Below are 20,505 nucleotides of genomic sequence, written 5' to 3'. Positions count from 1 at the left end.
TTCAGGTCGATTCGATTGACACGAAAAAATTTGATCATATTGTGACGGGTAACCGCCTTTTGCAGGAGATTCTCTGATGTCGACCATCACCAATCACATGCCGACCGCCGAATTGCAGGCGCTGGATGCGGCGCATCATATGCACCCGTTTTCGGCCAACGGATCATTGGGCGAGGAAGGTGCGCGCGTCATCACTCGTGCCAAAGGCGTGTACCTGACCGATAGCGAAGGCGAAGAGATTCTGGACGCCATGGCGGGTCTTTGGTGCGTCAATATCGGTTACGGTCGTGATGAACTGGCCGAGGTTGCTGCCCGTCAGATGCGTGAACTGCCTTATTACAACACGTTCTTCAAAACGACCCATATTCCGGCCATTGCTTTGGCAGCCAAGATCGCAGAACTGGCACCGGGGGATCTGAATCACGTATTCTTCGCGGCAGGCGGGTCCGAGGCAAATGACACCAACATTCGCCTGGTGCGCACCTATTGGGCTGAGAAGGGTCAGCCGGACAAGAACATCATCATCAGCCGCCACAATGCCTATCACGGGTCCTCCGTTGGTTCGGCCTCTCTGGGCGGTATGGCGGGCATGCATGCGCAGGGCGGCATCCCGATCCCGAACATCCACCACATCAACCAGCCGAACTGGTGGGCAGAAGGCGGCGACATGGCGCCGGAAGAGTTTGGCCTGGCCCGCGCGCGTGAGCTGGAAGAAGCCATTCTGGAACTGGGCGAAGACCGCGTCGCGGCCTTTATTGCCGAACCCGTGCAGGGTGCGGGCGGGGTGATCGTTGCCCCCGATACCTACTGGCCCGAGATCCAGCGCATTTGCGACAAATACGATATCCTGTTGATCGCCGATGAGGTGATCTGCGGCTTTGGGCGCACAGGCAACTGGTTCGGGTCCGAAACCGTTGGTATCAAACCGCATATCATGACCATCGCCAAGGGCCTCAGCTCGGGTTACGCGCCCATCGGCGGATCCATCGTGAATGACGAGATTGCCGAGGTGATCGGCGGCACCGAGTTCAATCACGGCTATACCTATTCCGGCCACCCGGTCGCTGCGGCAGTCGCATTGGAGAACCTCCGCATCCTCGAAGAAGAAGGCATCGTCGACCACGTCCGCGACGTGGCCGCCCCCTATCTGAAAGAGAAATGGGAGGCCCTGGCCGATCATCCACTCGTCGGTGAGGCCAAGATCGTCGGCATGATGGCCTCGATCGCGTTGACGCCGGACAGGGCCAGCCGCGCCAAATTCGCGTCCGAGCCCGGTACGGTCGGCTACATCTGCCGCGACCGCTGCTTTGCCAACAACCTGATCATGCGCCATGTGGGCGACCGGATGATCATCTCACCCCCGCTGGTCCTGACTCCTGCGGAAATCGACGAGATGTTCGTGCGGATTCACAAGTCACTGGACGAGGCGCAGGCCGAGATCATCGCGCAGGGGCTGATGAAAGCAACGTCATAGTCCAGATTGCTACTTTCCGGGTTTAAGGGGCGCACTAAAATGCGCCCCTTCTCACTTTCTAAATCGCAATTACACGTCAATCGATCCAGCTCAATTGCTGAACACAGCTAGATTCAATCAAATCGATCGACAAAAAGAAGTAATCTTGTATCGCGCGGCAACTAAAAATTTATCGCGCGATAAATATCTTGATTTGATGTATTTCAGATTCAAGTATGCGAATGCGAGTCGGTTATTTGTATTACCTCTACCGGCGTCGCGACCCGCTCTTCTGCTGGGTCCACCTCCCGTCTATCGTAGTGAGTGCCGGTAGTCGGGAGGTTGCACAGCTAATAACTGAGAGAGTATCCGCGGCGCATACCCAGCAATAGATCAACGCCCCTACATTATTGTCACCGCAACGCTTCCAAGAGGTTCAGACTGGCATATCCGTCTGGCAGCAACCCCTGTGCCAATTGATAAGCCCGAACAGCTTTGACTGTGTTTGGCCCTGTGCGCCCGTCGACGCCTTGGGTATCAAATCCAGCCTCTGTCAGTCGGGATTGCAGTTCCTTTTTCTCGGTGAAACTCAACACCCGGTCACCTCGCGGCCATTCGGTCTGGAACGACCCACGTCCAGCCAGACGGTCGGACAGATGGCCGATGCCGATCACATAGGCGTCGGCACCATTGTATCTCTCGATGACTTTGAAATTATCGAAGATCATCAGCGCGACGCCCTGCCCTCCGGCAGGCAACAGGATCGCCGCCTGCCCGTGATCCGATACAGGCGCGCCGTTCGCCGCCGCCACGCCACGTGCGGCCCATTGTGAGGGCATCAATGTGTGATCCCGCCTTGCGGTGGAATAGTCAAACCCTTTGGGCAGGGTCACCTCAACGCCCCACGGCTGCCCCTTGGTCCACCCATGCCGCGCCAGATAGGCGGCGGCCGAGGCCAGCGCATCGGTTGGATCGTCCGACCAGATATCGCGTCGCCCGTCCCCGTCAAAATCAACCGCATGGTCCAGAAACGAGGTTGGCATGAACTGCGTATGCCCCATCGCCCCGGCCCAGCTGCCCTTCATGTTGCGAGGGCTGACGTCGCCCGCCTGAATGATCTGCAATGCGGCGATTAACTGGGTTTCGAAAAACTGGGCCCGCCGTGCGTCATACGCCAAAGTTGCCAGAGATCGGATGGTGTGGTCGTTGCCACGAAACGTTCCAAACGACGTCTCAAGTCCCCAGATCGCTGTCACGACCTCTTTTTCGACGCCGTACTTGGCTTCGATGCGGGTCAGTGCTTCGCGATGGCGCTCCAACCCCGCCCGGCCGTTCCTGATGCGCGTGTCTGAGACGGCAGAATCCAAATACTCCCAAATTGGTTTCGAAAATTCCGCCTGATTGCGGTCGCGCCTGATCACGTCCTTATCGTAGGTCAAACCCGCCAACGACCTGTCCAGTGTTGAGGCTGAAATCCCCTGCTCGGACGCCCGTTCACGAAATGCTCCAAGCCACGCCTGAAACCGCGCGTTTCCTTCCGTCGACACCCGGTACTCCTTAGCTGAGGGTCTTAAAACTGGCCGGATCGATATCGCCACGCCAGCTGACGCCAGCTGTATGGCCTGTGATCCGCCCAGAGTATTGATAGATTCCGCCTGCACAATGGATGCCCATAATGCGGCGGTCATAACGCCACCTATGCATTTACGCATTCCGAATTTTCCTGGTTACTGCTCGACTTCAGAATACCTCAAAATTCGCGTTTTCCAAAGCGTTCAGCTTGACCCATCGCGATCTTTTGCTTTGTGCTGTGCGCGGATCTGGGCAAGGGCCTCGCGCAACAAAGGGATACGGTTCGGCCTAAAGCTTTCATCTGTCACGGACATTTCGCGGATCCGATCCAGCCGGAAGACGCGGAAATCCTGCCTCAGATGGCACCAGGAAATCAGAACGTTGGAGCGATCCATATAGACGATACTCAGCGGGTTCACCTTGCGGCGCGTGTCATCGCCCTTGGCATCGGTGTAGGCAAACTCGATCGTGCGTTCGTCCCATGTGGCCTGCCGCAGGTCAGCCACCGCGATGGTGGGCTTGGCCGGGCGACCAAACCGCGTCGCTGTCAGCACTGCATGGGACAAGCGGTGTGATTGGCGCTGCGGCAATCGCCCCTGCAATTTGCGCAACGTATTGCTGGCGGCGTCTGCCAACCCAGGATCGCCTATGGCCTGAACCTCTCGCAGCCCCAAAACCAGCGCTTCAAGTTCATCATCTGTGAACCCAAGCGGCGGCAGGGTTGCGTCTTCGATCAGGGTAAAGCCAAAACCGGCCTCACCGTCGATCACCGCCCCAAGCCCGCGCAACGATTCAATATCGCGATGCACGGTACGCGGCGAGACGCCCAGATCCTGCGCCAGTTGCTGGGACGTCTTCGGCGAAGGACCAGAGCGCAAGGCTTGCATCAATTGGAACAGGCGGGCGGTTCGGGACATAGTGCAGATTAATCTAAACCTGATGACAGAAACTGTCATCAGGCAAAGCTATTCCTCGGGCATCCCGAATTTGGAGCCTCCGATGTTGACCCTTATGATTTACCCTTCGGCCTTTGGCCTGTTCAGCGCCAGCCCCTTTTGCGTCAAGGCCGCTTACATGTTGGAACACGCGGGCCAGCGTTGGCAGCGGTCCGATATGTTGGACCCCCGCAAGATGCCCCATCAGAAACTGCCGGTTCTGCGCACGCCAGAGCGTCTTGTCCCCGATAGCGACCTGATCCGCGATTGGCTTGAGGCGCAGGGCGCAAACTTCGACGCTGGGCTAAGCGACATACAAAAGGCGCAGGCGCGAACGCTGATCCGCATGTCAGAAGAACATATCTATTTTCAGGTCGTCCAGGACAGATGGGCCAATGACGAGTTTTGGCCAATTCTGCGCAAGACCTTCTTTTCGGTCATTCCTGCGGTGATCCGAACGCCGGTGTCGAACTCAGTCCGGAAAAAGGTCGTACAAGGATTGGGGTTTCAGGGTGTCGGCCGGTTCTCACCTGCTGAGCGTCAGGATCGATTGGAGCGGGACCTTGAAGCGATATCCGCTTATTTGTGGCAATCACCGTACCTTATGGGCGACCGGCCAACCTCAGCAGATATGAGCGTTGTGCCTATGTTGGCCGCAATGCGCGCAACACCGGTGGAAACCCCGCTGACCCAGCGGATCAAACAGGATAGGCTGCTCAACGACTACGTAGACCGAATGGAGCAGGCAATACCGCTGCCATGACACCTTTTGACGACCCTGCGGTGCAAACCGCCTTTGAAGCGTTCCCCGAAGACACCCGTTCGGGTGTTCTCGTCTTGCGCGAGCTGGTGTTTTTAACCGCTGGGACTTTGCCTAAAGCTCAGCCATTGAATGAGGCGTTGCGTTGGGGCCAACCCGCCTATCTGGCGCCCAAAGGGTCAACCATCCGGTTGGGCGGGCACAAGTCGGCACCCTTTGCCCTGTTCGTGCATTGTCAGAGCCGACTAATGGGTGATTTCACCACCGCCTTTCCGGGCGAGGATCGGTTGGACGGCAACCGGGCCATTCTGTTTGATGACCCGGATCAGATTGATGAAACCCGTCATGGCTGGCTGATCGCACGGGCGTTGACCTATCACCTTTGACGGCGTTTGCGTTCGACCTTGCGCTTGATCTTGTCTTTCTTGCGCTTGGTACTGACGGCCTTGCGTCTTGCACCCCGCTTAGCAGGCCCGCCTCCGCGTGGCAGGGCCTGATCGTCGATGGACAGCAGCTCAAGTTCCAGCCCGCCGGTGACGGGCGTGGCCTCGGTCAGGCGCACGGTGACGCGCTGACCGATAGCAATGATCAACCCGGTGTCCGAGCCCATCAACGTTCCGGCTTCGCGGTCGAAATGGAAAAACTCCCGCCCCAATGATCGGACGGGGACCAGCCCATCTGCACCAGTTTCATCCATCTTCACAAATGCGCCGAACCGGGCGATGCCGCTGATGCGACCAGAGAATTCGTTGCCTACACGCTCGCTCAGATAAGCGGCGAGGTAACGATCCGTTGTATCCCGTTCCGCCATCATTGAGCGGCGCTCGGTGTCCGAAATATGCGTCGCCGTTTCATCAAGGCGCGCGATCTCATCCTCGGTCAGCCCGTCATCGCCCCAGCCATGCGCCGTGATCAGTGCGCGGTGCACGATCAGGTCCGCATAGCGGCGAATGGGCGAGGTGAAATGCGCATAATTCCGCAGCGCCAGACCGAAATGTCCGAAGTTTTCCGGATTGTAATAAGCCTGTGCCATCGAGCGCAGGGTTGAAAGGTTGATCAGCTCTGCATCCTCGGTCCCGGCGGCAGCGTTCAGCAATGCATTCAGGTGCCGGGTTTGCAGCACCTGACCCTTGGCCAGGTTCAGACCAGCTGCCTGCGCGGTTTCCCGCAGGCTTTCTAGCTTTTCTTGCGCCGGTTCCTCGTGCACACGGAACAGCAACGGGCGGCGCTTGGCGATCAATGTCTCGGCGGCGGCCACATTGGCGAGGATCATAAATTCCTCAATCAGCTTGTGCGCGTCCAGCCGGTCGCGGAAAGCCACACTTTGGACCTCGCCCGCGTCACTGAGAACGATCTTGCGTTCGGGCAGGTCCAGTTCCAGCGGCTGCCGTTCTGCCCGCGCTTTCTTTAGCGCGGCATAGGCATCATAGAGCGGCTTCAAAACAGGCTCTAACAACGGCCCTGTGCGGTCGTTTGGATTGCCGTCGATAGCGTCTTGAACTTCGGCATAGTGCAGCGAGGCGGCCGAGCGCATCAGACCACGTACAAAGCGATGAGCAATCTTGTTTCCATCCGCATCGATCTGCATTCGAACAGCGATACAGGCGCGCGGAACACCTTCGTGCAACGAACACAGGTCTCCAGAGAGGCGATCCGGCAGCATTGGCACAACTCGATCCGGGAAGTAGCTGGAGTTGCCGCGCTTGCGCGCCTCACGATCCAGTGCGGTACCGGGCTGCACATAGGCCGCAACGTCGGCGATGGCGACCCAGATCACATGCCCGCCTGGGTTCTTGGGGTCATCGTCGGCGTGGGCATAACAGGCATCGTCATGATCCCGCGCATCTGACGGATCGATGGTTAGCAAAGGTATATCCCGCAGGTCTTCGCGGCCTTTTAGACCAACCGGTTTGGCCTTATCGGCCTCGGCAATCACCTTGTCGGGGAAATCATCCGGAATACCGTGCTGATGAATTGCAATCAGTGACACAGCCTTGGGCGCCGATGGATCACCCAGCCGTTCCACAATGCGCGCGCGCGGCAGGCCCATTCGGTTCTTTGGCCCAGCCTGTTCAGCCTCGACCAATTCTCCATCCTTGGCACCCAATACGGCCCCATCAGCAACCAGCCATTCGGTCTGACCGGCTTTGTCGATGGGCACGATCCGTCCGCCTTCCGCCCCTTTGCGAAAGATGCCCACGATCTTGCGCGGGTTCGTCCCGACACGTCGGATCAGGCGTGCTTCGTAATTGTGGTCTTCTTCATGCACAACCGTGAGGCGGGCCAGAATGCGATCGCCCTCGCCCAGCGCAGGATCGCTGGCACGGGTGATGAGCAGAATGATCGGCTCGACCCCTTCGCCAAGCCATTCCAAGGGCCGTGCGAACATGTCGCCATCCGCATTCGGAGCCTTCACCTGCAGCACGCTGACCGGTGGCAGGCGGTCCGGGTCGCGATAGCTGCGCTTGCGCTTTTCCAGATGCCCTTCGGCCTCAAGCTCTTTGAGGATACGCTTCAGGTCAATCCGATCCGCGCCCTTGATACCAAAGGCTTTGGCGATATCGCGTTTCGAGGTCAGGGTGGGGTTCGCCGAGATCCAATCTAGGACCTCCTGCTTGGTAGGTATGCGAGTCATATCTCCGGCCTATCACGGGTATGCGACCGCGTCATGACCAAAAAGTTCAGGGCGTCAAGTCGGCCACCGTATCAACGTCGCGCAAATGGTCCAGCAATCCTACGCGGCACCCCGGAACTGAGGCCAGAGTGTCAGCCAGCGCGGTTTCAGTAGACCAGCGTACATTACGAAACAGGCTTGTCGGCAACGCCTTGTACCGCTGAGCCCCTACCAACCAATAGCCACCGTCCGGCGCAGGGCCAAATACAAATTCCGACTGTCCCAATTCCTTGAAGGCTCGTGCGATATGCTGGGATGTGATCCCGGGAATGTCCGCGCCGATCAGACAAACCGGTCCCTGCGGCATGCCGCGCAACATGCGCCCCATGCGGTCGCCCAGATCACCGTGCCCTTGAGCCGCGCGAGGCAGGTCAACGGGCCAGATGCGGCTGGTCAAACCTTCGCGATCCGGGGCAACGGCAAGCACAATCTGCCAGCGTGGGTCCCGCAATCGCCGGATCAGCGCGCGCGTCTGGTGACGGAACCACCACGCGGCACCAACCATGCCAATGTCACGCCCCAGCCGCGTCTTGACCCGACCCGGGCGGGGTTCTTTCACCATGATGACCAATGTTCGTTGCATGGATCAGGCGAAATAGTCCTGAAGGATACGCGAATAGATCGCTTTGAGCTGTTCGATCTGCGCGACCTCGACGCATTCATCGACCTGATGCATTGTTCGGCCGACAAGGCCAAACTCTACCACCGGACAATGGTCTTTCACAAACCGCGCATCCGATGTGCCACCTGTTGTCGACATCTCGGGCCGAACGCCGGTCTCGGCCTCGACCGCTGTCGCGACCAGCCCCGACAGGGGGCCGGGCGGGGTCAAAAAGCTCTCGCCTGAGATCTTGATCCGGACGTCGATCGCGACATCGTAGGTTTCAGCCACGGCTTTGGCTTCGGCCTGCAACCACTCGCTGAGGCTGGCGCCCGAGTGCAGATCGTTAAAGCGAATGTTCACGGCTCCTATACATTGCGCCGGGATCACGTTGGTAGCTGCGTTGCCCGTATCCATGTTCACAACAGCCAGGGTTGAGGCATCGAAATGGTCCGATCCCTGATCCAGTTCGTGGCTGGCCAGCTGATGCATCAAACGCGCCAGAGCGGGCAGAGGGTTCTTGGCCCGATGCGGATAAGCCGAATGCCCCTGTACCCCGGTCACGGTAAACCAGGCGGTCATCGAACCACGCCGCCCAATCTTCATCATCTCGCCCATTGTATTGGGGCAGGTCGGCTCGCCTACCAAACAGGCGGACATGCGTTCTCCGGCCTCGGACATGTAATCAAGCAGTGCCGTGGTGCCATCCACTGCGTCCGCCTCCTCATCGCCCGTGATCGCAAGAATAATCGCCCCGTCCGGGGGTGTGTCGCGCACGAAATCCACAGCGGCCGCCGCAAAGGCCGCCACGCCGGATTTCATGTCTGTGGCCCCGCGCCCATACATCACACCTTCGCGGATTTTTGCACCGAACGGGGGCATCGTCCAGGCCGCTTCGTCCCCCACCGGGACAACGTCTGTATGCCCGTTGAACCCAAAGCTGCGCGGATGGGCTATCGGCCCCCAGCGCGCGTACAAATTGCTGACATCGCCCCGGTCCGCGCGGGTGCAGTCGAAGCCTGCGTCGGACAGAAGCTTCTCCAGCAACACAAGCGCACCACCTTCCTCAGGTGTGACTGATGGGCAACGGATCAGGTCCGCCGTCAACTTTACCGGATCTGTCATTTCTGGGCCCTTTTGGTTGGTTCAATCGCGGGATCGTGCACAGATTCAACGAATTGGACCAATTGCCAACCCCTCGCCACTGGTTTCCGGGCGCTTTTTTTCGCCAGTCTTGAAATGACACCCCAATAAAACATGGCGGTTTACCTTGCGGCCACCTTGCCGTGCCTTTCAAATCTGCGTTAGAGGGCCGCGAAACAGGTGAATTGACGATGATACGTGCGCTTCTCGTTTGGATCTGCCTGACTTTCGCCGTTCTTGCACAGCAAAGCCAGGCGCAGACGCTTTCGGTCACGACCGTGACCCGCCCCCCGTTTTCCTATGTCGAGGACGGGGCCCAAACCGGTTTTTCAATGGACCTGCTGCAAGCCCTGTCCGAGGCACTGAATTGGGACTACTCGGTCACCAGGGTCGAGGCCTTCAGCGATATGCTGGGTGCCGTGCAGGAAGGAACCGCGGACCTGGCTGTGGCCAATATCTCGATCACGGCTGCGCGTGAAACGCAGATGGATTTCAGCCAGCCCATATTCGAGGCCGGTCTGCAGATCATGGTGCCATCGGATGCAGCGCGCAGACCATCGCTGCTGCACGCTTTGCTGTCCGTTGAATTGTTCATCGCCATCGGACTGGCCTTTGCGATCCTGCTTGGCGGCGGGATGCTGATGTGGGGGTTTGAGCGTCGAGCCCAGCCCTATTTCGACCGTAAGCTGAATGAGGCATGGTTCCCGTCATTCTGGTGGGCGCTGAATCTTGTGGTCAATGGCGGATTCGAGGAACGCATGCCGCGCACTCCGTTCGGACGGTTGCTGGGCGTGGTACTGGTGGTGTCCTCACTGTTCATCGTATCGGTCTTCACAGCGCGCATCACGTCGGTCATGACCGTGGATGCCATCAGCGGCAACGTGAACTCAATCAATGATCTTTACGGCAAGCAGGTGGGCACAATCTCGAACTCAACTGCCGCATACTTCCTGAACCGGCGCGAGATTGAATTTTCCGGTTATAAAAACCTGGATGATGTGCTGACCGCATTTCAGGATAAGGAGTTGGACGCCGTTGTCTTTGACGCGCCGATCCTGTCCTATTACGCGGCGCATGAAGGACGTCGGATCGCATCGATGACTGGCGGTGTTTTTCTGCGAGAGAATTACGGGATCGCGTTCCCAACCGGCTCGCCATTGGTCGAGGACGTGAACCAGGCTCTGCTCGCGCTGCGCGAAGACGGCACCTATGATGAAATTTACCGCAAATGGTTCGGGGTGCGAAACTAAGCCGGTTCTTCATCCCCGAAAAACGGCGTCATTTGCGCCACGATAACGGCGTTTTCGTCTAAGGCCCGCTGCATCAAGTCGCGTTCGTCCGGGTCGATGTCGTGCCCCTGCGCCTCACGCTCGGCCAGAGTTCCATAACCGGTGACGTCCAGTGGCGCGGTGTCGGCCTGTTTCAGGATCGCCACGGTTTCACGCACCGCTTCAGCCTCATCCACGCCGCTAGCAAAACACATCAGCGCCGCTCCGGTCGCGCCTTCGGGCAGGCCGTCGCCTTCTTTGCGGCCAATCTGAACGAGCAATGTATAAACTTGCTGACGGGACGGTTTCTTTTGCTTTTCCATGCAGGGGGCCATAGCCGCGCGTCTGTCCGTGGTCAAGCAGCCGGGAATTGCGGGAAACCCCCAGCACGTCCATAGTACCCGCGAAAACCCATTTCAAACTGCAAAGGATTTTTCATGGCCTACCCAGATTTCATCACAGATTTCCCAAGCCTCGACGTCCCATTCCCCGAGGACGTGGTGCAAACCGCCGTCATCCGGTCAGATGCGGGTTTGGTCGCGTTCTTCACCTTCCTCAAGGATTTCGAACTGCCACCGCATTCACACAAGGCGCAATGGGGCACGGTGGTCGAGGGCGAGGTTGAACTGACAATCGGCGGAGAAACTAAGACCTATCGCCCCGGCGACAGTTACTCGATCCCGTCTGGTGTTGAACACGGCGGGAAAATCAAAGCCGGAAGCCGCGTGATCGACGTGTTTGAGGAACCCGACCGATATCCAGTCAAAGGATAAACAAAAAAAGGGCTGCAGCGAGATACGCTACAGCCCCGTTTCAAATCCGCACTTAATTTAGTCGCGCAGCAGTTCGTTAATCCCGGTTTTCGAACGGGTCTTCTCGTCCACACGCTTTACGATCACGGCGCAATACAGGTTGACGTTGTTCTTGGACGGCATCGAGCCCGCGACAACCACCGAGTACGGTGGAACTTCGCCATAAGTGACTTCGCCGGTTTCGCGATCCACGATCTTGGTGGATTTGCCGATAAAGACGCCCATTCCCAAAACCGAGCCTTCGCGCACGATGCAACCTTCGACCACTTCGGACCGCGCGCCGATAAAGCAATTGTCTTCGATGATGGTCGGGCCGGCCTGCATCGGCTCCAGAACGCCGCCGATGCCAACACCGCCTGACAGGTGTACGTTCTTACCAATCTGCGCGCAGGAACCAACGGTGGCCCAAGTATCGACCATGGTGCCTTCGTCGACATAGGCACCCAAATTCACGAAGGACGGCATCAGAACCACACCGGGTGCGACATAGGCCGATTTGCGCACAACACAGTTCGGCACTGCGCGGAAACCGGCTGCGCGCCACTGGTTTTCACCCCAGCCGGCGAACTTGCTGTCCACTTTGTCCCACCAGCCGCCATCCTGTGGACCGCCTGTCTGGATTTCCATATCCTTGATGCGAAAGCCCAGCAGAACTGCCTTCTTGGCCCACTGGTTCACATGCCAATCACCGCTTTCCAGCTTTTCAGCAACCCGCAGCGAACCGCTGTCCAGCGCGGCCAGCGTATCCTCGATCGCCTCGCGTTGTTCGCCGGTGGTGGCGGGCGTAATGGTGTCGCGCGCCTCCCAGGCGGCTTCGATAGCGGTTTCCAGTTGCGCGTTGGACATCGGATGGCTCCCTGCAGAATCTGTTCACGTTTGTTTGGCCTATACGCAACTGCACCTCGCGGTGCAATGCGACGCAGAAGGTACGATTTGCGGCTAGCTTGACCTGTGTTCAGCTTGCGCGGCGGATATGGCGGGTCAGAATGGCCGTCGCCGTGGCCGCGTCCTTGCGCTTGAGCGCCTGAACGATGGCTGCGTGATCACCATCCGCACGGTGTACCCACTTGGGACGCCAATGGGCAAACAGGTGGCGCGCGCCGGCGATATGCAGGTCATCAATCGCATGCAGCAGGCGTGGCAACCCGCACGGCGTCAGGATCGAGCGATGAAAGGTACGGTTGCACGCTTCCCACTCGGGCATCGTTTGCGCAGCATCACAGGCGATCCGAGCATCATCCGCCTCTTTAAGCGCGCCAGGCGTCATATTCTGTACCGAATGCTGCAAGGCCAGGGATTCCAACGCGACACGCATTTCAACCACTTCGCGCACTTCTGCCGGGTCCAGCGCCGAAACACGCATACCGCGGCGCGGCTCACTTTGGGCCAACCCGTGCGCTTCAAGACGCAGCAATGCCTCGCGCACCGGTACATGGCTGGTCTCAAAGGCCCGCGCGATGTGATCCTGACGCAGCTTTTCACCGGCAAGCAATTCGCCGGTGATAATCTTCTGTCTGAGGTTTTGGTAAATTGTGTCGGCGATCGTAGTGGTCATAGATTATCGATAAAATCCTTAACCACCTTCCACAAGTCGATAATTCACCCCATCAGCGGGTCCGGGGTAATATTTCCCCCGCACAGCAGAACCGCCACGCGTTCGTCTGGTTCTGGCTTATAAACACCTGAGGTCAAAGCCGCCAACGCGGTCGCCCCGGCCGGTTCGACCAATATGCGATGGGTCTGCCACAGCGCCTTTTGCGCGGCTGCAATCGCCTCGTCTGAGACAAGAATAGATGTCATTCCTTGCGCAAGATCGAAACAAATCCCTCCGATCCGCCGCGCGCCCAGCGCGTTGGCTGCTATCCCCGAGACCGAGACATCCACCGGTTCACCCGCCTGCAGCGCCGCGTTCAGCGCGCAGGAGGTTTCCGGTTCGACTGCTACGACCTTGCGCGCGCCATCAAACCAACCCAAAGCCCCGCCAATCAGGCCACCGCCGCCCACGGCAACCAAAATGGTGTCAGCCTGCAGTCCCTGCGCCTCCCATTCGGCAAAACACGTGCCCTGCCCTGCTACGGTTGCGGGGGCATCATAAGCGTGGATTTGCATCGCCCCGGTCGCAGCCTCATGCGCCTTGGCCTCGCTCAGTGCGTTTGCGTATTCACCTTGCACCACCGTCAAATCCGCGCCCGTCTGTTCAATCAGGGCGATCTTGGATGGTCCGGCAAGGTCTGGCACGAAAATCTTGGCCGGATATCCCAGCGTTTGTGCCGCATACGCCGCCGCCGCACCGTGATTGCCGCCCGAAGCCGCCACAACGCCAGCCTCGGGCACGTCCAAGCTGAGCAGCGTATTAAACGCCCCGCGCGCTTTGAAACTGCCCGTGTGCTGCATATGCTCCAGCTTCATTTCGACCGGATAATCCAATCCGGGCACGCGGCTTTCAATCACCGGGGTCACCTGCGCATACCCATTGATCCGTTCGGCGGCGGCCGAAATTTCACTCTTCCAATTCATTCTTGTTCTTCCGTGACTGGCACTCTGCCTGCGAACCCTATAGCTGTTTTATGAACACGCAAGCAGGGAACCATCACCCATGAGAGAAGACCGCCTCAGCCCTTTCCGCGACGCCCAGACAGACCGCTCGACCGCGAGCGAGGTGCCGGACACGCCGCAGACGCGCTCACCCGCCTATCGCCTTGCCTTTGCAGACGATGATTTCCTGTGCCGGGATGAGCTGCGCCCCGTGCGTTTGCAGCTGGAGTTGCTGAAGCCCGAGATGATCATGACCGAACGTGAGATCACCTCGACCATCGTCATGTTCGGTGGCGCACGCATTCCTGAGCCGTCGCAGAAACACACTGCGCGAACCCAGACGCTGGCCAACCTGTCGCAATATTACGACGAAGCGCGGGAATTCGCCCGTCTGATGACCGAAAAATCCAATGAAACCGGCTGCCGCGAGAACGTGATCGTCACCGGCGGTGGCCCCGGCGTGATGGAGGCCGGAAATCGCGGTGCCCAGGATGCTGGCGGTTGTTCGATTGGCCTGAACATTGTGCTGCCGCACGAGCAGGCGCCGAACCTGTATGTAACGCCCGATCTCAGCTTTAATTTCCACTATTTCGCCATTCGCAAGATGCATTTCCTGATGCGCGCCCGCGCAATCACCATCTTCCCCGGCGGCTTCGGCACGATGGATGAGCTGTTCGAGTCGCTGACGTTGATCCAGACTGGCCGGATGGAACGTGTACCGTTCCTGCTGTTCGGTCGCGATTTCTGGGAAAAAGTCATCAACTGGGAGGCGCTGGCCGATGCGGGCACGATCTCGGACGAGGATCTCGATCTGTTCCGCTTCGTGGATACCGCGCAAGAGGCGGTCGATATTATTGAAAACTGGGAACCGGCCCCACCGCGCGACGAAATACCGGGGCGCTGAAACATGAAGCCGCCAAAAACCGGTGAGATGCTGCACCTGCGTGGGAACGCACTGAACAAGGGCGATCCGGTGGCCCTGCCGCTGACGCAAAGCAGCATGTACCACCTGCCCGGCGCACCGGACGGGCATCCGACCTATGGCCGGGTCGACAACCCGACATGGGTACATCTGGAACATGTGCTGGCACATCTGGAAGACGCGCCCTGCCTGACCTTTCCGTCAGGTATGGGGGCGATCTCTGCGGCTTTGTTCGCGACGGTCAAAGCCGGGTCCCATATCCTGATCCCCTCGGACGGGTATTATGTCACACGACTGCTGGCCGATCGGTTCCTGTCCAATCTGGGCGTCTCGGTTACTGAGCGTCCGACGACGGCGTTTGCCGAAGGCGGGTTTGACGGCTTCGACGTGGTCTTTTTGGAAAGCCCCTCGAACCCCGGGCTGGATATGATGGACCTGCCCGCGATCGCTAGCGCCGTTCGCGCAGCCGGCGGCCTCACGATTGCCGACAACACGACGATGACGCCACTGGGCCAACGCCCGTTGGATTTGGGCATCGACGTGGTGGTCGCTTCGGATACCAAGGCAATGGGCGGGCATTCGGACCTGCTAATGGGTCATGTCGCCAGCCGCAACGCGCAGATCATGGAACGGGTCGAGGAATGGAGGCGCGTTTCCGGCGCGATCCCCGGCCCGCATGAGGCATGGCTGCTGCATCGCGGGTTGGAAACGCTGGACGTTCGTTTCGACCGGATGTGTGCATCGGCGCAAGTGCTCGCGGAACGGTTGGCAGAACATGTGGCCGTGAAACAGATCCGCTATCCCGGCCTGTCGGATGACCTGTCCTATGCTCTGGCCAAGGCGCAGACGTCCCGGTTTGGGTTCTTGTTGTCGATCACGTTAGAGACGGAGGAAAAGGCCGAAGCTTTGATCAACACCTGCCCGATGCTGCGACCGGCCACATCATTTGGCGGTGTTCACAGTTCTGCCGAAAGACGCGCACGCTGGGGCGATGACGTCGATCCGGCCTTTATCCGATTGTCTGTCGGCTGTGAACCAATAGAGGAATTGTGGCAGTCGTTTGAGAGCAGCCTGAACGCGCTGTGATTACTTCTTTGGTTCGCGCAACTCGGTGAACACGTAGATCGGCAGCAGAACGCTGGCGATCAACGCGCCCAGCCAAACGAGCAGGGTCGCCGCTAACAGGTTGGCAACGCCGCCAACTGTCAGCCCTGCCGTAATCAGATCCGTCACCAACAGACCGACAAACGTTACGATCAAGGCAATCCCACCTTTGATCGAGGGGGCTTTTTTCTCACCCAGTTTCAGGATCAGCGGCTCGGCCACCACCTGCACCAGGGTGAACACGATCACCACGACGATGAATGAAATCGGTTTGATCGCAAACCCCGACAACAACAGCGTCGCAAGCAACAACCCGATGGCATTCCCGGCCAACAGGGCCAGTGCGGACTTGATTCTGCGCGTCATGGGGTTCTCCGTAAATGTTCAGTTAGAAACATGCAGATATTAACAGGCTCGCGCGATTTTGCGAGCGGTTTCAAAAGCCGCTTTCTTTTGGGTCATTGAAATCGCATGATAAAACACATTCATAAAGATCAGACCCACCCCCATCGACGAGAGATGTGATGAGCGACGATCCCTATACCGTTCTTGGTGTCGCCAAAGACGCCAGCGCCGCCGAGATCAAAAAGGCTTATCGGCGCATCGCCAAAGAGTGCCACCCGGACCTGAAACCCGGGGATGACGAGGCTGAAGCCAAGTTCAAGGCCGCCGCTTCGGCTTATGACCTGCTGAAAGATGCGGACACACGCGCGCGTTACGATAGTGGCGAAATTGATGCCTCGGGTCAGGAACGTCCCCAGCAGCAGTATTATCGCGAATATGCCGAGGCCGCCGGGAACCCTTATCGTGGGCGCGCAGCAGACCCGGATGACATGTCAGACATCTTTGCCGAATTTATGCGTGGCCGCGGAGGATACCAGCAGCGCACGCACGAATTTCACGCGCCGGGCCACAATCGCGCTTACAACCTGCAGATCAGTTTCCTGGATGCGGTGTTCGGCGCCAGCCAAAAGCTGACGCTGCCAGATGGTGACCGGATCGAGGTGAAGATTCCTGCGGGCATCACCGATGGACAAACCATCCGCCTGCGCGGCAAAGGCGATCCGGGTTTTGGCGAAGGCCCGCCCGGCGATGCTTTGGTCACTGTGTCAGTGGCTAAACACCCGGTCTTTGATCGTCAGGGCGATGACATCCATATCACTCTGCCCATCACAATTGACGAGGCCATTCTGGGTGGCAAGGTACCCGCCCCCACCATTGATGGCGGCGTCAATGTCAGTGTCCCCGCAGGCACCAGCAGCGGTCGGACGTTGCGCCTGCGCGGCAAGGGGGTCAAGAAGCGCGGCTCGTCCGATCGCGGCGATCAGTTGATCGAACTGACCGTGTCCATGCCCGATCAGATTGATGACGAGTTGAAGCAATTCATGGAGACATGGCGCGAAACCCACAGCTATGATCCACGGAAAGGAATGCCGTCATGACCCGCGCCCTGACCGAAGAGCAGCTGATCGCAACCGTCACGCGCCTGACCTCAACCCGGCTGACCGAATACCTGGCTGCCGAGATCGTCATTCCCGAGCAAACCGAGCAGGGGTTGGTGTATCACACCCTCGACGTGGCGCGGTTGGAGCTGGCGTGCGAGCTGCACGACCAATACGAGATGGAGCCTGATGCGCTGTCGATGATGATCTCACTGATCGACCAGATGCACGGCCTTCGGGCCGAGTTACGAGAGGTTCTGAATGCGGTAGAAACGCAACCGGAGCCGGTGCGTCAGACATTGATCGAGGTAATTGGAACGGCGCGGTTCGGTCGCAAGTAACCCGCGCTTAGTTGCCGACAACATACTCTTCGGGAACAAAGAAAGTGTAATCCCGATCAGCCACCGCTTCGTGACAATCATGGCAATAGACAACAGCGTCCGAACGCGCGCCCATCGTGTCACCAAACAAAGACCCGTCCGGCATGACCATGATATAGCGCCAGTCCGCAGTTTCCGGGCTGGTGCCTTCAGCGAGTTTTTCCATCACGAACAAAGCCCCGGGATGGACATTGCCCTCGTCCGTGACCGTGACGCTGTCCTTGGCCAGCACTGACCCCATCGGCAGCTTTTCACCCTCGGCCAAATTGCCATAGTTGTGCGCCATGCGGTTGGCATAGCTGTTCACATAGCGCTGCCCATGGGTTGCCGAGATGTAAGGGGCATTGTTGAACAGCGGCCATGCCTGATAGTTCATCAGCAAATCTAACTGCGCGGCGGCATAGCCACGCTCCATCCGTCGCTGCAGGGACTTGTAGATGCCCAAAGCTTCTTCTTTGGACAGCTCGGCAGGATTTTCAATGGCAAGGTGAGCATCCTCACCACTGGATTGAGCGCCAGCCTGATGCGCAGCAAGCCCCACCACAAACAAAGCCGCAAGAGATGTCGGAAACAGTCTAATAAATCGTACAAACATGTATTTGGCCCACCTGCTTCAAAAGGTTCGCCTGAACGCCGCAAGTTACGTGTAAAATGATAGCGGCCATGAACAAACGCGCCACGACCGGAATGCGACTCTCACTGCTTTGTGCGCAAACGTGAGGCCTAGGCAGCCGGTTTCAGCACCCAAAACATATCAAATTGTGCATACAAATAACAGCGGCCAGAAAATTAATTTCTTGGCGTAGTTTGCACGAAGTTTGGGCTTGTCAGCTCTGCAATCCCGCTTCGGCTTCGATCTGCTTGCGCGACTTGCGCGCGCGCTCTGTGGCCGATTTCAACTGACCGCAAGCTGCCATGATGTCCTCGCCACGCGTCTTGCGAATGGGAGAGGCATACCCCGCCTGATAAATGATGTTCGCAAACGCGCGGATGCGGTTATTCGAGCTGCGCTTGTAAGGCGCGCCGGGCCATTCGTTGAACGGAATCAGGTTGATCTTGGCGGGAATGTTGTGGCTTTTGATGTGGTCGATTAGGCGATGCGCATCTTCGTCACTGTCATTCACACCATCCAGCATCACGTATTCAAAAGTAATCCGCTCGGAATTGGACACCTTGGGATAATTTGCCAATGCCTGCAGCAGTTCTTGGATGTTCCAGCGCTTGTTGATGGGCACCAGAAAATCGCGGATTTCATCCGTTGTCGCGTGGAACGAGATCGCCAGCAAGCAGCCGATCTCGTCAGCTGTGCGCGCAATTTCCGGCACCACGCCGGACGTCGACAAGGTGATCCGACGGCGTGACAGAGAAATGCCTTCGGGGTCCATGGCGATCTTCATCGCGTCGCGCACGTTTTCGAAGTTATAAAGCGGCTCACCCATGCCCATCAGAACGATGTTCGACAACAGGCGTGTTTCGTCTTTTGGCGCACCTGGGGTCGGCCATTCGTCCAGATCGTCGCGGGCCATCATCACCTGACCGACGATTTCTGCAGCCGTCAGGTTGCGCACCAGTTTCTGCGTGCCCGTATGGCAGAAGGAACAGGTCAGCGTGCAGCCAACCTGAGACGAGATGCACAGCGTCCCGCGATCCTCTTCGGGGATGTAGACAACCTCAACCTCATGGCCACCCGCGATGCGGCACAAGTACTTGCGCGTGCCGTCTTCGGACACCTGCCGAGTCACGACTTCGGGGATTTCCACAACGAAATTCTCAGCCAGTTGCGCACGATACGCTTTGGCGAGGTTGGTCATCTCGGCAAAATCGCGCACGCCCCATTGATAGATCCACTGCCAGATCTGCCCGGTCCGCATCTTGGCCTGCTTTTCCGGCGTGCCATGTTCGATCAGAGCGTCACGCAACTGATCACGGGTCAACCCGACTAGGTTGATCTTCCCCTCGGGCAGTTTGCGGGGGATGGTCATGACATCTTGAGTGATCGGCGCTTTGGGCGACATGTTGCTATCTCAACGAATTCGGGCTTGGGATGCGCCTCTATATAGGATCGCGCGCAAAGATCAAAAGAATTCGTATCATTTAATTTGCCATGCGCAGCAATTCGTCCGCGCGCGCCCGGCCCAGATCGACGCGACAAGACGCGATGGCGATACCGGTGCCAGAGCCGCCGCCGTATGAAGCCCCCACTGCTTCACATTGCGCATCGCGATATCCTCTCCATGCCTCTTGTGCAGCCTCAAGTGCCGGTTGTGCGACCACACGGTCTGTGACCTCGTCCAACTCAACTGCGGACTGCATGGCGAAGCCATAGCTTGTCTCAACAGCCATATTCACGCGTTTCTCCATCTCCCCAACGCAGGCTCCGATTTCGACCTGCGAACCTGCGTCGAAACATTCCAGGCTGGGATCTGCCCACGCGGCCGAAGCGAAAAGCACTGCAATCAAGACGTAACGCATTATCCGTTTCCACATATGAACCCTTGTATGTGGCCACCGTAGCACGCGTTGCGCCGTAGTCCCAATTGCAAGTCGGCCGCAAAGGCCAAACCGATGCGACCGAACTATCTGCATTGCGATTGCGAGGAATCAGATCAGGTAAACATATCAGATCCCTGCTGGCAGAATGTCGCAATCATCCGCGTCCAAAGTTTGCACGGGATCTTTCGGACCGCATTGCTCGCCAGAAACCGGATAGGTTTCGTTGTTTTTTTCACATGCGCTCAGAAAGACGGCGGCGACGACCAACACGGCAGCAAGAGGTTTGTTCAGCATGGATAAGCTCCTTCCATATATTTGAACTGATTGGTTCAGAAAGATGGATCGCTTGCCTTGATGCGGATCAATTTGAGGTGGTGGACGTGGCGTAAAGATCGGATGACACGTATGATC

The 20,505-nt window shown here is 58.2% G+C and carries 24 protein-coding genes; 9 read left to right on the top strand and 15 right to left on the bottom strand.

Going from position 1 to position 20,505, the window contains the following annotated elements:
- Nucleotides 1-76 precede the first annotated feature (76 nt).
- Nucleotides 77-1,474: an aspartate aminotransferase family protein gene (locus DK510_RS01635; RefSeq protein ID WP_109310636.1), complete on the top strand. Its 1,398-nt coding sequence runs from the start codon at nt 77-79 to the stop codon at nt 1,472-1,474.
- A gap of 392 nt (nt 1,475-1,866) precedes the next feature.
- Here DK510_RS01635 and DK510_RS01630 read toward each other — a convergent pair whose 3' ends face one another.
- The 3 genes from DK510_RS01630 to DK510_RS01625 all read right to left on the bottom strand — a co-directional run bounded on the left by DK510_RS01630 (nt 1,867) and on the right by DK510_RS01625 (nt 3,942).
- The gene (locus DK510_RS01630) at nt 1,867-3,000 is read right to left on the bottom strand and encodes a lytic murein transglycosylase (RefSeq protein WP_234998850.1); all 1,134 of its coding nucleotides are present in this window, start codon (nt 2,998-3,000) and stop codon (nt 1,867-1,869) included.
- Between the two features lie 10 nt (nt 3,001-3,010).
- Nucleotides 3,011-3,157: a hypothetical protein gene (locus DK510_RS23100; RefSeq protein ID WP_234998849.1), complete on the bottom strand. Its 147-nt coding sequence runs from the start codon at nt 3,155-3,157 to the stop codon at nt 3,011-3,013.
- A gap of 71 nt (nt 3,158-3,228) precedes the next feature.
- Nucleotides 3,229-3,942 (bottom strand): YafY family protein, encoded by a 714-nt coding sequence (locus tag DK510_RS01625; RefSeq protein WP_109310634.1) that lies wholly within the window; start codon nt 3,940-3,942, stop codon nt 3,229-3,231.
- Between the two features lie 82 nt (nt 3,943-4,024).
- On the opposite strand from DK510_RS01625, the gene DK510_RS01620 reads away from it, so the two are divergent.
- Both DK510_RS01620 and DK510_RS01615 read left to right on the top strand, forming a co-directional pair.
- Entirely contained in the window at nt 4,025-4,723 is a 699-nt protein-coding gene (locus DK510_RS01620; protein ID WP_200833189.1) for a glutathione S-transferase family protein, read from the top strand.
- On the top strand, nt 4,720-5,106 hold the full coding sequence (locus tag DK510_RS01615; RefSeq protein WP_109310633.1) for a DUF1801 domain-containing protein: 387 nt from the start codon (nt 4,720-4,722) through the stop codon (nt 5,104-5,106). Before DK510_RS01620 ends, DK510_RS01615 begins: the two co-directional genes overlap by 4 nt.
- Here DK510_RS01615 and rnr read toward each other — a convergent pair.
- Genes rnr through dapE form a run of 3 tightly spaced genes read right to left on the bottom strand, consistent with a single transcriptional unit; the run spans nt 5,097 to nt 9,120 of the window.
- Nucleotides 5,097-7,355 carry a ribonuclease R gene (gene rnr, locus DK510_RS01610; protein ID WP_109310632.1) on the bottom strand — a complete coding sequence of 753 codons (2,259 nt, stop codon included), beginning with the start codon at nt 7,353-7,355 and terminating at the stop codon, nt 5,097-5,099. The two genes, DK510_RS01615 and rnr, sit on opposite strands and share 10 nt — an antisense overlap.
- Before the next feature lie 46 nt (nt 7,356-7,401).
- Nucleotides 7,402-7,977, bottom strand: coding sequence for a TIGR04282 family arsenosugar biosynthesis glycosyltransferase (locus tag DK510_RS01605; protein ID WP_109310631.1), 576 nt, complete (start codon nt 7,975-7,977; stop codon nt 7,402-7,404).
- A gap of 3 nt (nt 7,978-7,980) precedes the next feature.
- Nucleotides 7,981-9,120 carry a succinyl-diaminopimelate desuccinylase gene (gene dapE / locus DK510_RS01600; protein ID WP_109310630.1) on the bottom strand — a complete coding sequence of 380 codons (1,140 nt, stop codon included), beginning with the start codon at nt 9,118-9,120 and terminating at the stop codon, nt 7,981-7,983.
- 209 nt (nt 9,121-9,329) lie between these two features.
- Between dapE and DK510_RS01595 the strand changes: the two genes are divergently transcribed.
- Nucleotides 9,330-10,388, top strand: a complete 1,059-nt coding sequence (locus DK510_RS01595; protein ID WP_109310738.1) for a transporter substrate-binding domain-containing protein — start codon at nt 9,330-9,332, stop codon at nt 10,386-10,388.
- Here DK510_RS01595 and DK510_RS01590 read toward each other — a convergent pair.
- Nucleotides 10,385-10,729: a hypothetical protein gene (locus tag DK510_RS01590; RefSeq protein ID WP_058279829.1), complete on the bottom strand. Its 345-nt coding sequence runs from the start codon at nt 10,727-10,729 to the stop codon at nt 10,385-10,387. The genes DK510_RS01595 and DK510_RS01590 overlap by 4 nt on opposite strands.
- A gap of 114 nt (nt 10,730-10,843) precedes the next feature.
- Between DK510_RS01590 and DK510_RS01585 the strand changes: the two genes are divergently transcribed.
- Nucleotides 10,844-11,179, top strand: a complete 336-nt coding sequence (locus tag DK510_RS01585) for a cupin domain-containing protein (protein WP_109310629.1) — start codon at nt 10,844-10,846, stop codon at nt 11,177-11,179.
- 57 nt (nt 11,180-11,236) lie between these two features.
- Here DK510_RS01585 and dapD read toward each other — a convergent pair whose 3' ends face one another.
- The 3 genes from dapD to DK510_RS01570 form a co-directional block, all read right to left on the bottom strand.
- On the bottom strand, nt 11,237-12,064 hold the full coding sequence (gene dapD / locus DK510_RS01580; protein ID WP_058279709.1) for a 2,3,4,5-tetrahydropyridine-2,6-dicarboxylate N-succinyltransferase: 828 nt from the start codon (nt 12,062-12,064) through the stop codon (nt 11,237-11,239).
- 109 nt (nt 12,065-12,173) lie between these two features.
- Complete coding sequence (locus DK510_RS01575) at nt 12,174-12,773, bottom strand: GntR family transcriptional regulator (protein WP_058279708.1); 600 nt, start codon at nt 12,771-12,773, stop codon at nt 12,174-12,176.
- 44 nt (nt 12,774-12,817) lie between these two features.
- The gene (locus tag DK510_RS01570; RefSeq protein ID WP_109310628.1) at nt 12,818-13,735 is read right to left on the bottom strand and encodes a threonine/serine dehydratase; all 918 of its coding nucleotides are present in this window, start codon (nt 13,733-13,735) and stop codon (nt 12,818-12,820) included.
- 79 nt (nt 13,736-13,814) lie between these two features.
- Here DK510_RS01570 and DK510_RS01565 point away from each other — a divergent pair, with 79 nt between their 5' ends.
- Both DK510_RS01565 and DK510_RS01560 read left to right on the top strand, forming a co-directional pair.
- Entirely contained in the window at nt 13,815-14,657 is an 843-nt protein-coding gene (locus tag DK510_RS01565; protein ID WP_109310627.1) for a TIGR00730 family Rossman fold protein, read from the top strand.
- Nucleotides 14,658-14,660: 3 nt separating this feature from the next.
- A complete protein-coding gene (locus DK510_RS01560) occupies nt 14,661-15,761 on the top strand; it encodes a cystathionine gamma-lyase (RefSeq protein ID WP_109310626.1) in 1,101 nt (366 codons plus the stop codon).
- Here DK510_RS01560 and DK510_RS01555 read toward each other — a convergent pair whose 3' ends face one another.
- Nucleotides 15,762-16,145 carry a hypothetical protein gene (locus DK510_RS01555; protein WP_058272613.1) on the bottom strand — a complete coding sequence of 128 codons (384 nt, stop codon included), beginning with the start codon at nt 16,143-16,145 and terminating at the stop codon, nt 15,762-15,764. It abuts the gene before it with no gap.
- Between the two features lie 158 nt (nt 16,146-16,303).
- Between DK510_RS01555 and DK510_RS01550 the strand changes: the two genes are divergently transcribed.
- Nucleotides 16,304-17,221 (top strand): DnaJ C-terminal domain-containing protein, encoded by a 918-nt coding sequence (locus DK510_RS01550; protein WP_109310625.1) that lies wholly within the window; start codon nt 16,304-16,306, stop codon nt 17,219-17,221.
- Complete coding sequence (locus DK510_RS01545; protein WP_109310624.1) at nt 17,218-17,562, top strand: hypothetical protein; 345 nt, start codon at nt 17,218-17,220, stop codon at nt 17,560-17,562. The genes DK510_RS01550 and DK510_RS01545 overlap by 4 nt, the downstream gene beginning before the upstream one ends.
- 7 nt (nt 17,563-17,569) lie before the next feature.
- Here the strand turns inward: DK510_RS01545 and DK510_RS01540 are convergent, their stop codons facing one another.
- From DK510_RS01540 to DK510_RS22905, 4 genes are all read right to left on the bottom strand, one after another.
- Nucleotides 17,570-18,196 (bottom strand): cytochrome P460 family protein, encoded by a 627-nt coding sequence (locus DK510_RS01540; RefSeq protein WP_109310623.1) that lies wholly within the window; start codon nt 18,194-18,196, stop codon nt 17,570-17,572.
- Nucleotides 18,197-18,428: 232 nt separating this feature from the next.
- Complete coding sequence (rlmN, locus tag DK510_RS01535; RefSeq protein WP_109310622.1) at nt 18,429-19,616, bottom strand: 23S rRNA (adenine(2503)-C(2))-methyltransferase RlmN; 1,188 nt, start codon at nt 19,614-19,616, stop codon at nt 18,429-18,431.
- Nucleotides 19,617-19,695: 79 nt separating this feature from the next.
- Complete coding sequence (locus DK510_RS01530) at nt 19,696-20,073, bottom strand: lysozyme inhibitor LprI family protein (RefSeq protein ID WP_109310621.1); 378 nt, start codon at nt 20,071-20,073, stop codon at nt 19,696-19,698.
- A gap of 147 nt (nt 20,074-20,220) precedes the next feature.
- A complete protein-coding gene (locus DK510_RS22905) occupies nt 20,221-20,388 on the bottom strand; it encodes a hypothetical protein (protein ID WP_186437396.1) in 168 nt (55 codons plus the stop codon).
- Between the last annotated feature and the right edge of the window lie 117 nt (nt 20,389-20,505).

Origin of the sequence: Ruegeria sp. AU67 (assembly GCF_900312795.1) — a bacterium.
GTDB lineage: Bacteria > Pseudomonadota > Alphaproteobacteria > Rhodobacterales > Rhodobacteraceae > Ruegeria > Ruegeria atlantica.
Note: the sequence above shows the minus strand (reverse complement) of the source record. Positions and strands in the feature narration are given on the sequence as shown.

What these genes read in the sequence shown, in the direction of transcription:
- DK510_RS01555 (WP_058272613.1), bottom strand. Translation starts at nt 16,145, where the DNA reads ATGACGCGCAGAATCAAGTCCGCACTGGCCCTGTTGGCCGGGAATGCC.
- DK510_RS01585 (WP_109310629.1), top strand. Translation starts at nt 10,844, where the DNA reads ATGGCCTACCCAGATTTCATCACAGATTTCCCAAGCCTCGACGTCCCA.
- DK510_RS01570 (WP_109310628.1), bottom strand. Translation starts at nt 13,735, where the DNA reads ATGAATTGGAAGAGTGAAATTTCGGCCGCCGCCGAACGGATCAATGGG.
- DK510_RS01530 (WP_109310621.1), bottom strand. Translation starts at nt 20,073, where the DNA reads ATGCGTTACGTCTTGATTGCAGTGCTTTTCGCTTCGGCCGCGTGGGCA.
- DK510_RS01635 (WP_109310636.1), top strand. Translation starts at nt 77, where the DNA reads ATGTCGACCATCACCAATCACATGCCGACCGCCGAATTGCAGGCGCTG.
- DK510_RS01625 (WP_109310634.1), bottom strand. Translation starts at nt 3,942, where the DNA reads ATGTCCCGAACCGCCCGCCTGTTCCAATTGATGCAAGCCTTGCGCTCT.
- DK510_RS01605 (WP_109310631.1), bottom strand. Translation starts at nt 7,977, where the DNA reads ATGCAACGAACATTGGTCATCATGGTGAAAGAACCCCGCCCGGGTCGG.
- DK510_RS01615 (WP_109310633.1), top strand. Translation starts at nt 4,720, where the DNA reads ATGACACCTTTTGACGACCCTGCGGTGCAAACCGCCTTTGAAGCGTTC.
- DK510_RS23100 (WP_234998849.1), bottom strand. Translation starts at nt 3,157, where the DNA reads ATGCATAGGTGGCGTTATGACCGCCGCATTATGGGCATCCATTGTGCA.
- DK510_RS01560 (WP_109310626.1), top strand. Translation starts at nt 14,661, where the DNA reads ATGAAGCCGCCAAAAACCGGTGAGATGCTGCACCTGCGTGGGAACGCA.
- DK510_RS22905 (WP_186437396.1), bottom strand. Translation starts at nt 20,388, where the DNA reads ATGCTGAACAAACCTCTTGCTGCCGTGTTGGTCGTCGCCGCCGTCTTT.
- DK510_RS01565 (WP_109310627.1), top strand. Translation starts at nt 13,815, where the DNA reads ATGAGAGAAGACCGCCTCAGCCCTTTCCGCGACGCCCAGACAGACCGC.
- DK510_RS01545 (WP_109310624.1), top strand. Translation starts at nt 17,218, where the DNA reads ATGACCCGCGCCCTGACCGAAGAGCAGCTGATCGCAACCGTCACGCGC.
- DK510_RS01540 (WP_109310623.1), bottom strand. Translation starts at nt 18,196, where the DNA reads ATGTTTGTACGATTTATTAGACTGTTTCCGACATCTCTTGCGGCTTTG.
- DK510_RS01595 (WP_109310738.1), top strand. Translation starts at nt 9,330, where the DNA reads ATGATACGTGCGCTTCTCGTTTGGATCTGCCTGACTTTCGCCGTTCTT.
- DK510_RS01590 (WP_058279829.1), bottom strand. Translation starts at nt 10,729, where the DNA reads ATGGAAAAGCAAAAGAAACCGTCCCGTCAGCAAGTTTATACATTGCTC.
- dapE (WP_109310630.1), bottom strand. Translation starts at nt 9,120, where the DNA reads ATGACAGATCCGGTAAAGTTGACGGCGGACCTGATCCGTTGCCCATCA.
- DK510_RS01550 (WP_109310625.1), top strand. Translation starts at nt 16,304, where the DNA reads ATGAGCGACGATCCCTATACCGTTCTTGGTGTCGCCAAAGACGCCAGC.
- rlmN (WP_109310622.1), bottom strand. Translation starts at nt 19,616, where the DNA reads ATGTCGCCCAAAGCGCCGATCACTCAAGATGTCATGACCATCCCCCGC.
- dapD (WP_058279709.1), bottom strand. Translation starts at nt 12,064, where the DNA reads ATGTCCAACGCGCAACTGGAAACCGCTATCGAAGCCGCCTGGGAGGCG.
- DK510_RS01575 (WP_058279708.1), bottom strand. Translation starts at nt 12,773, where the DNA reads ATGACCACTACGATCGCCGACACAATTTACCAAAACCTCAGACAGAAG.
- rnr (WP_109310632.1), bottom strand. Translation starts at nt 7,355, where the DNA reads ATGACTCGCATACCTACCAAGCAGGAGGTCCTAGATTGGATCTCGGCG.
- DK510_RS01620 (WP_200833189.1), top strand. Translation starts at nt 4,025, where the DNA reads ATGTTGACCCTTATGATTTACCCTTCGGCCTTTGGCCTGTTCAGCGCC.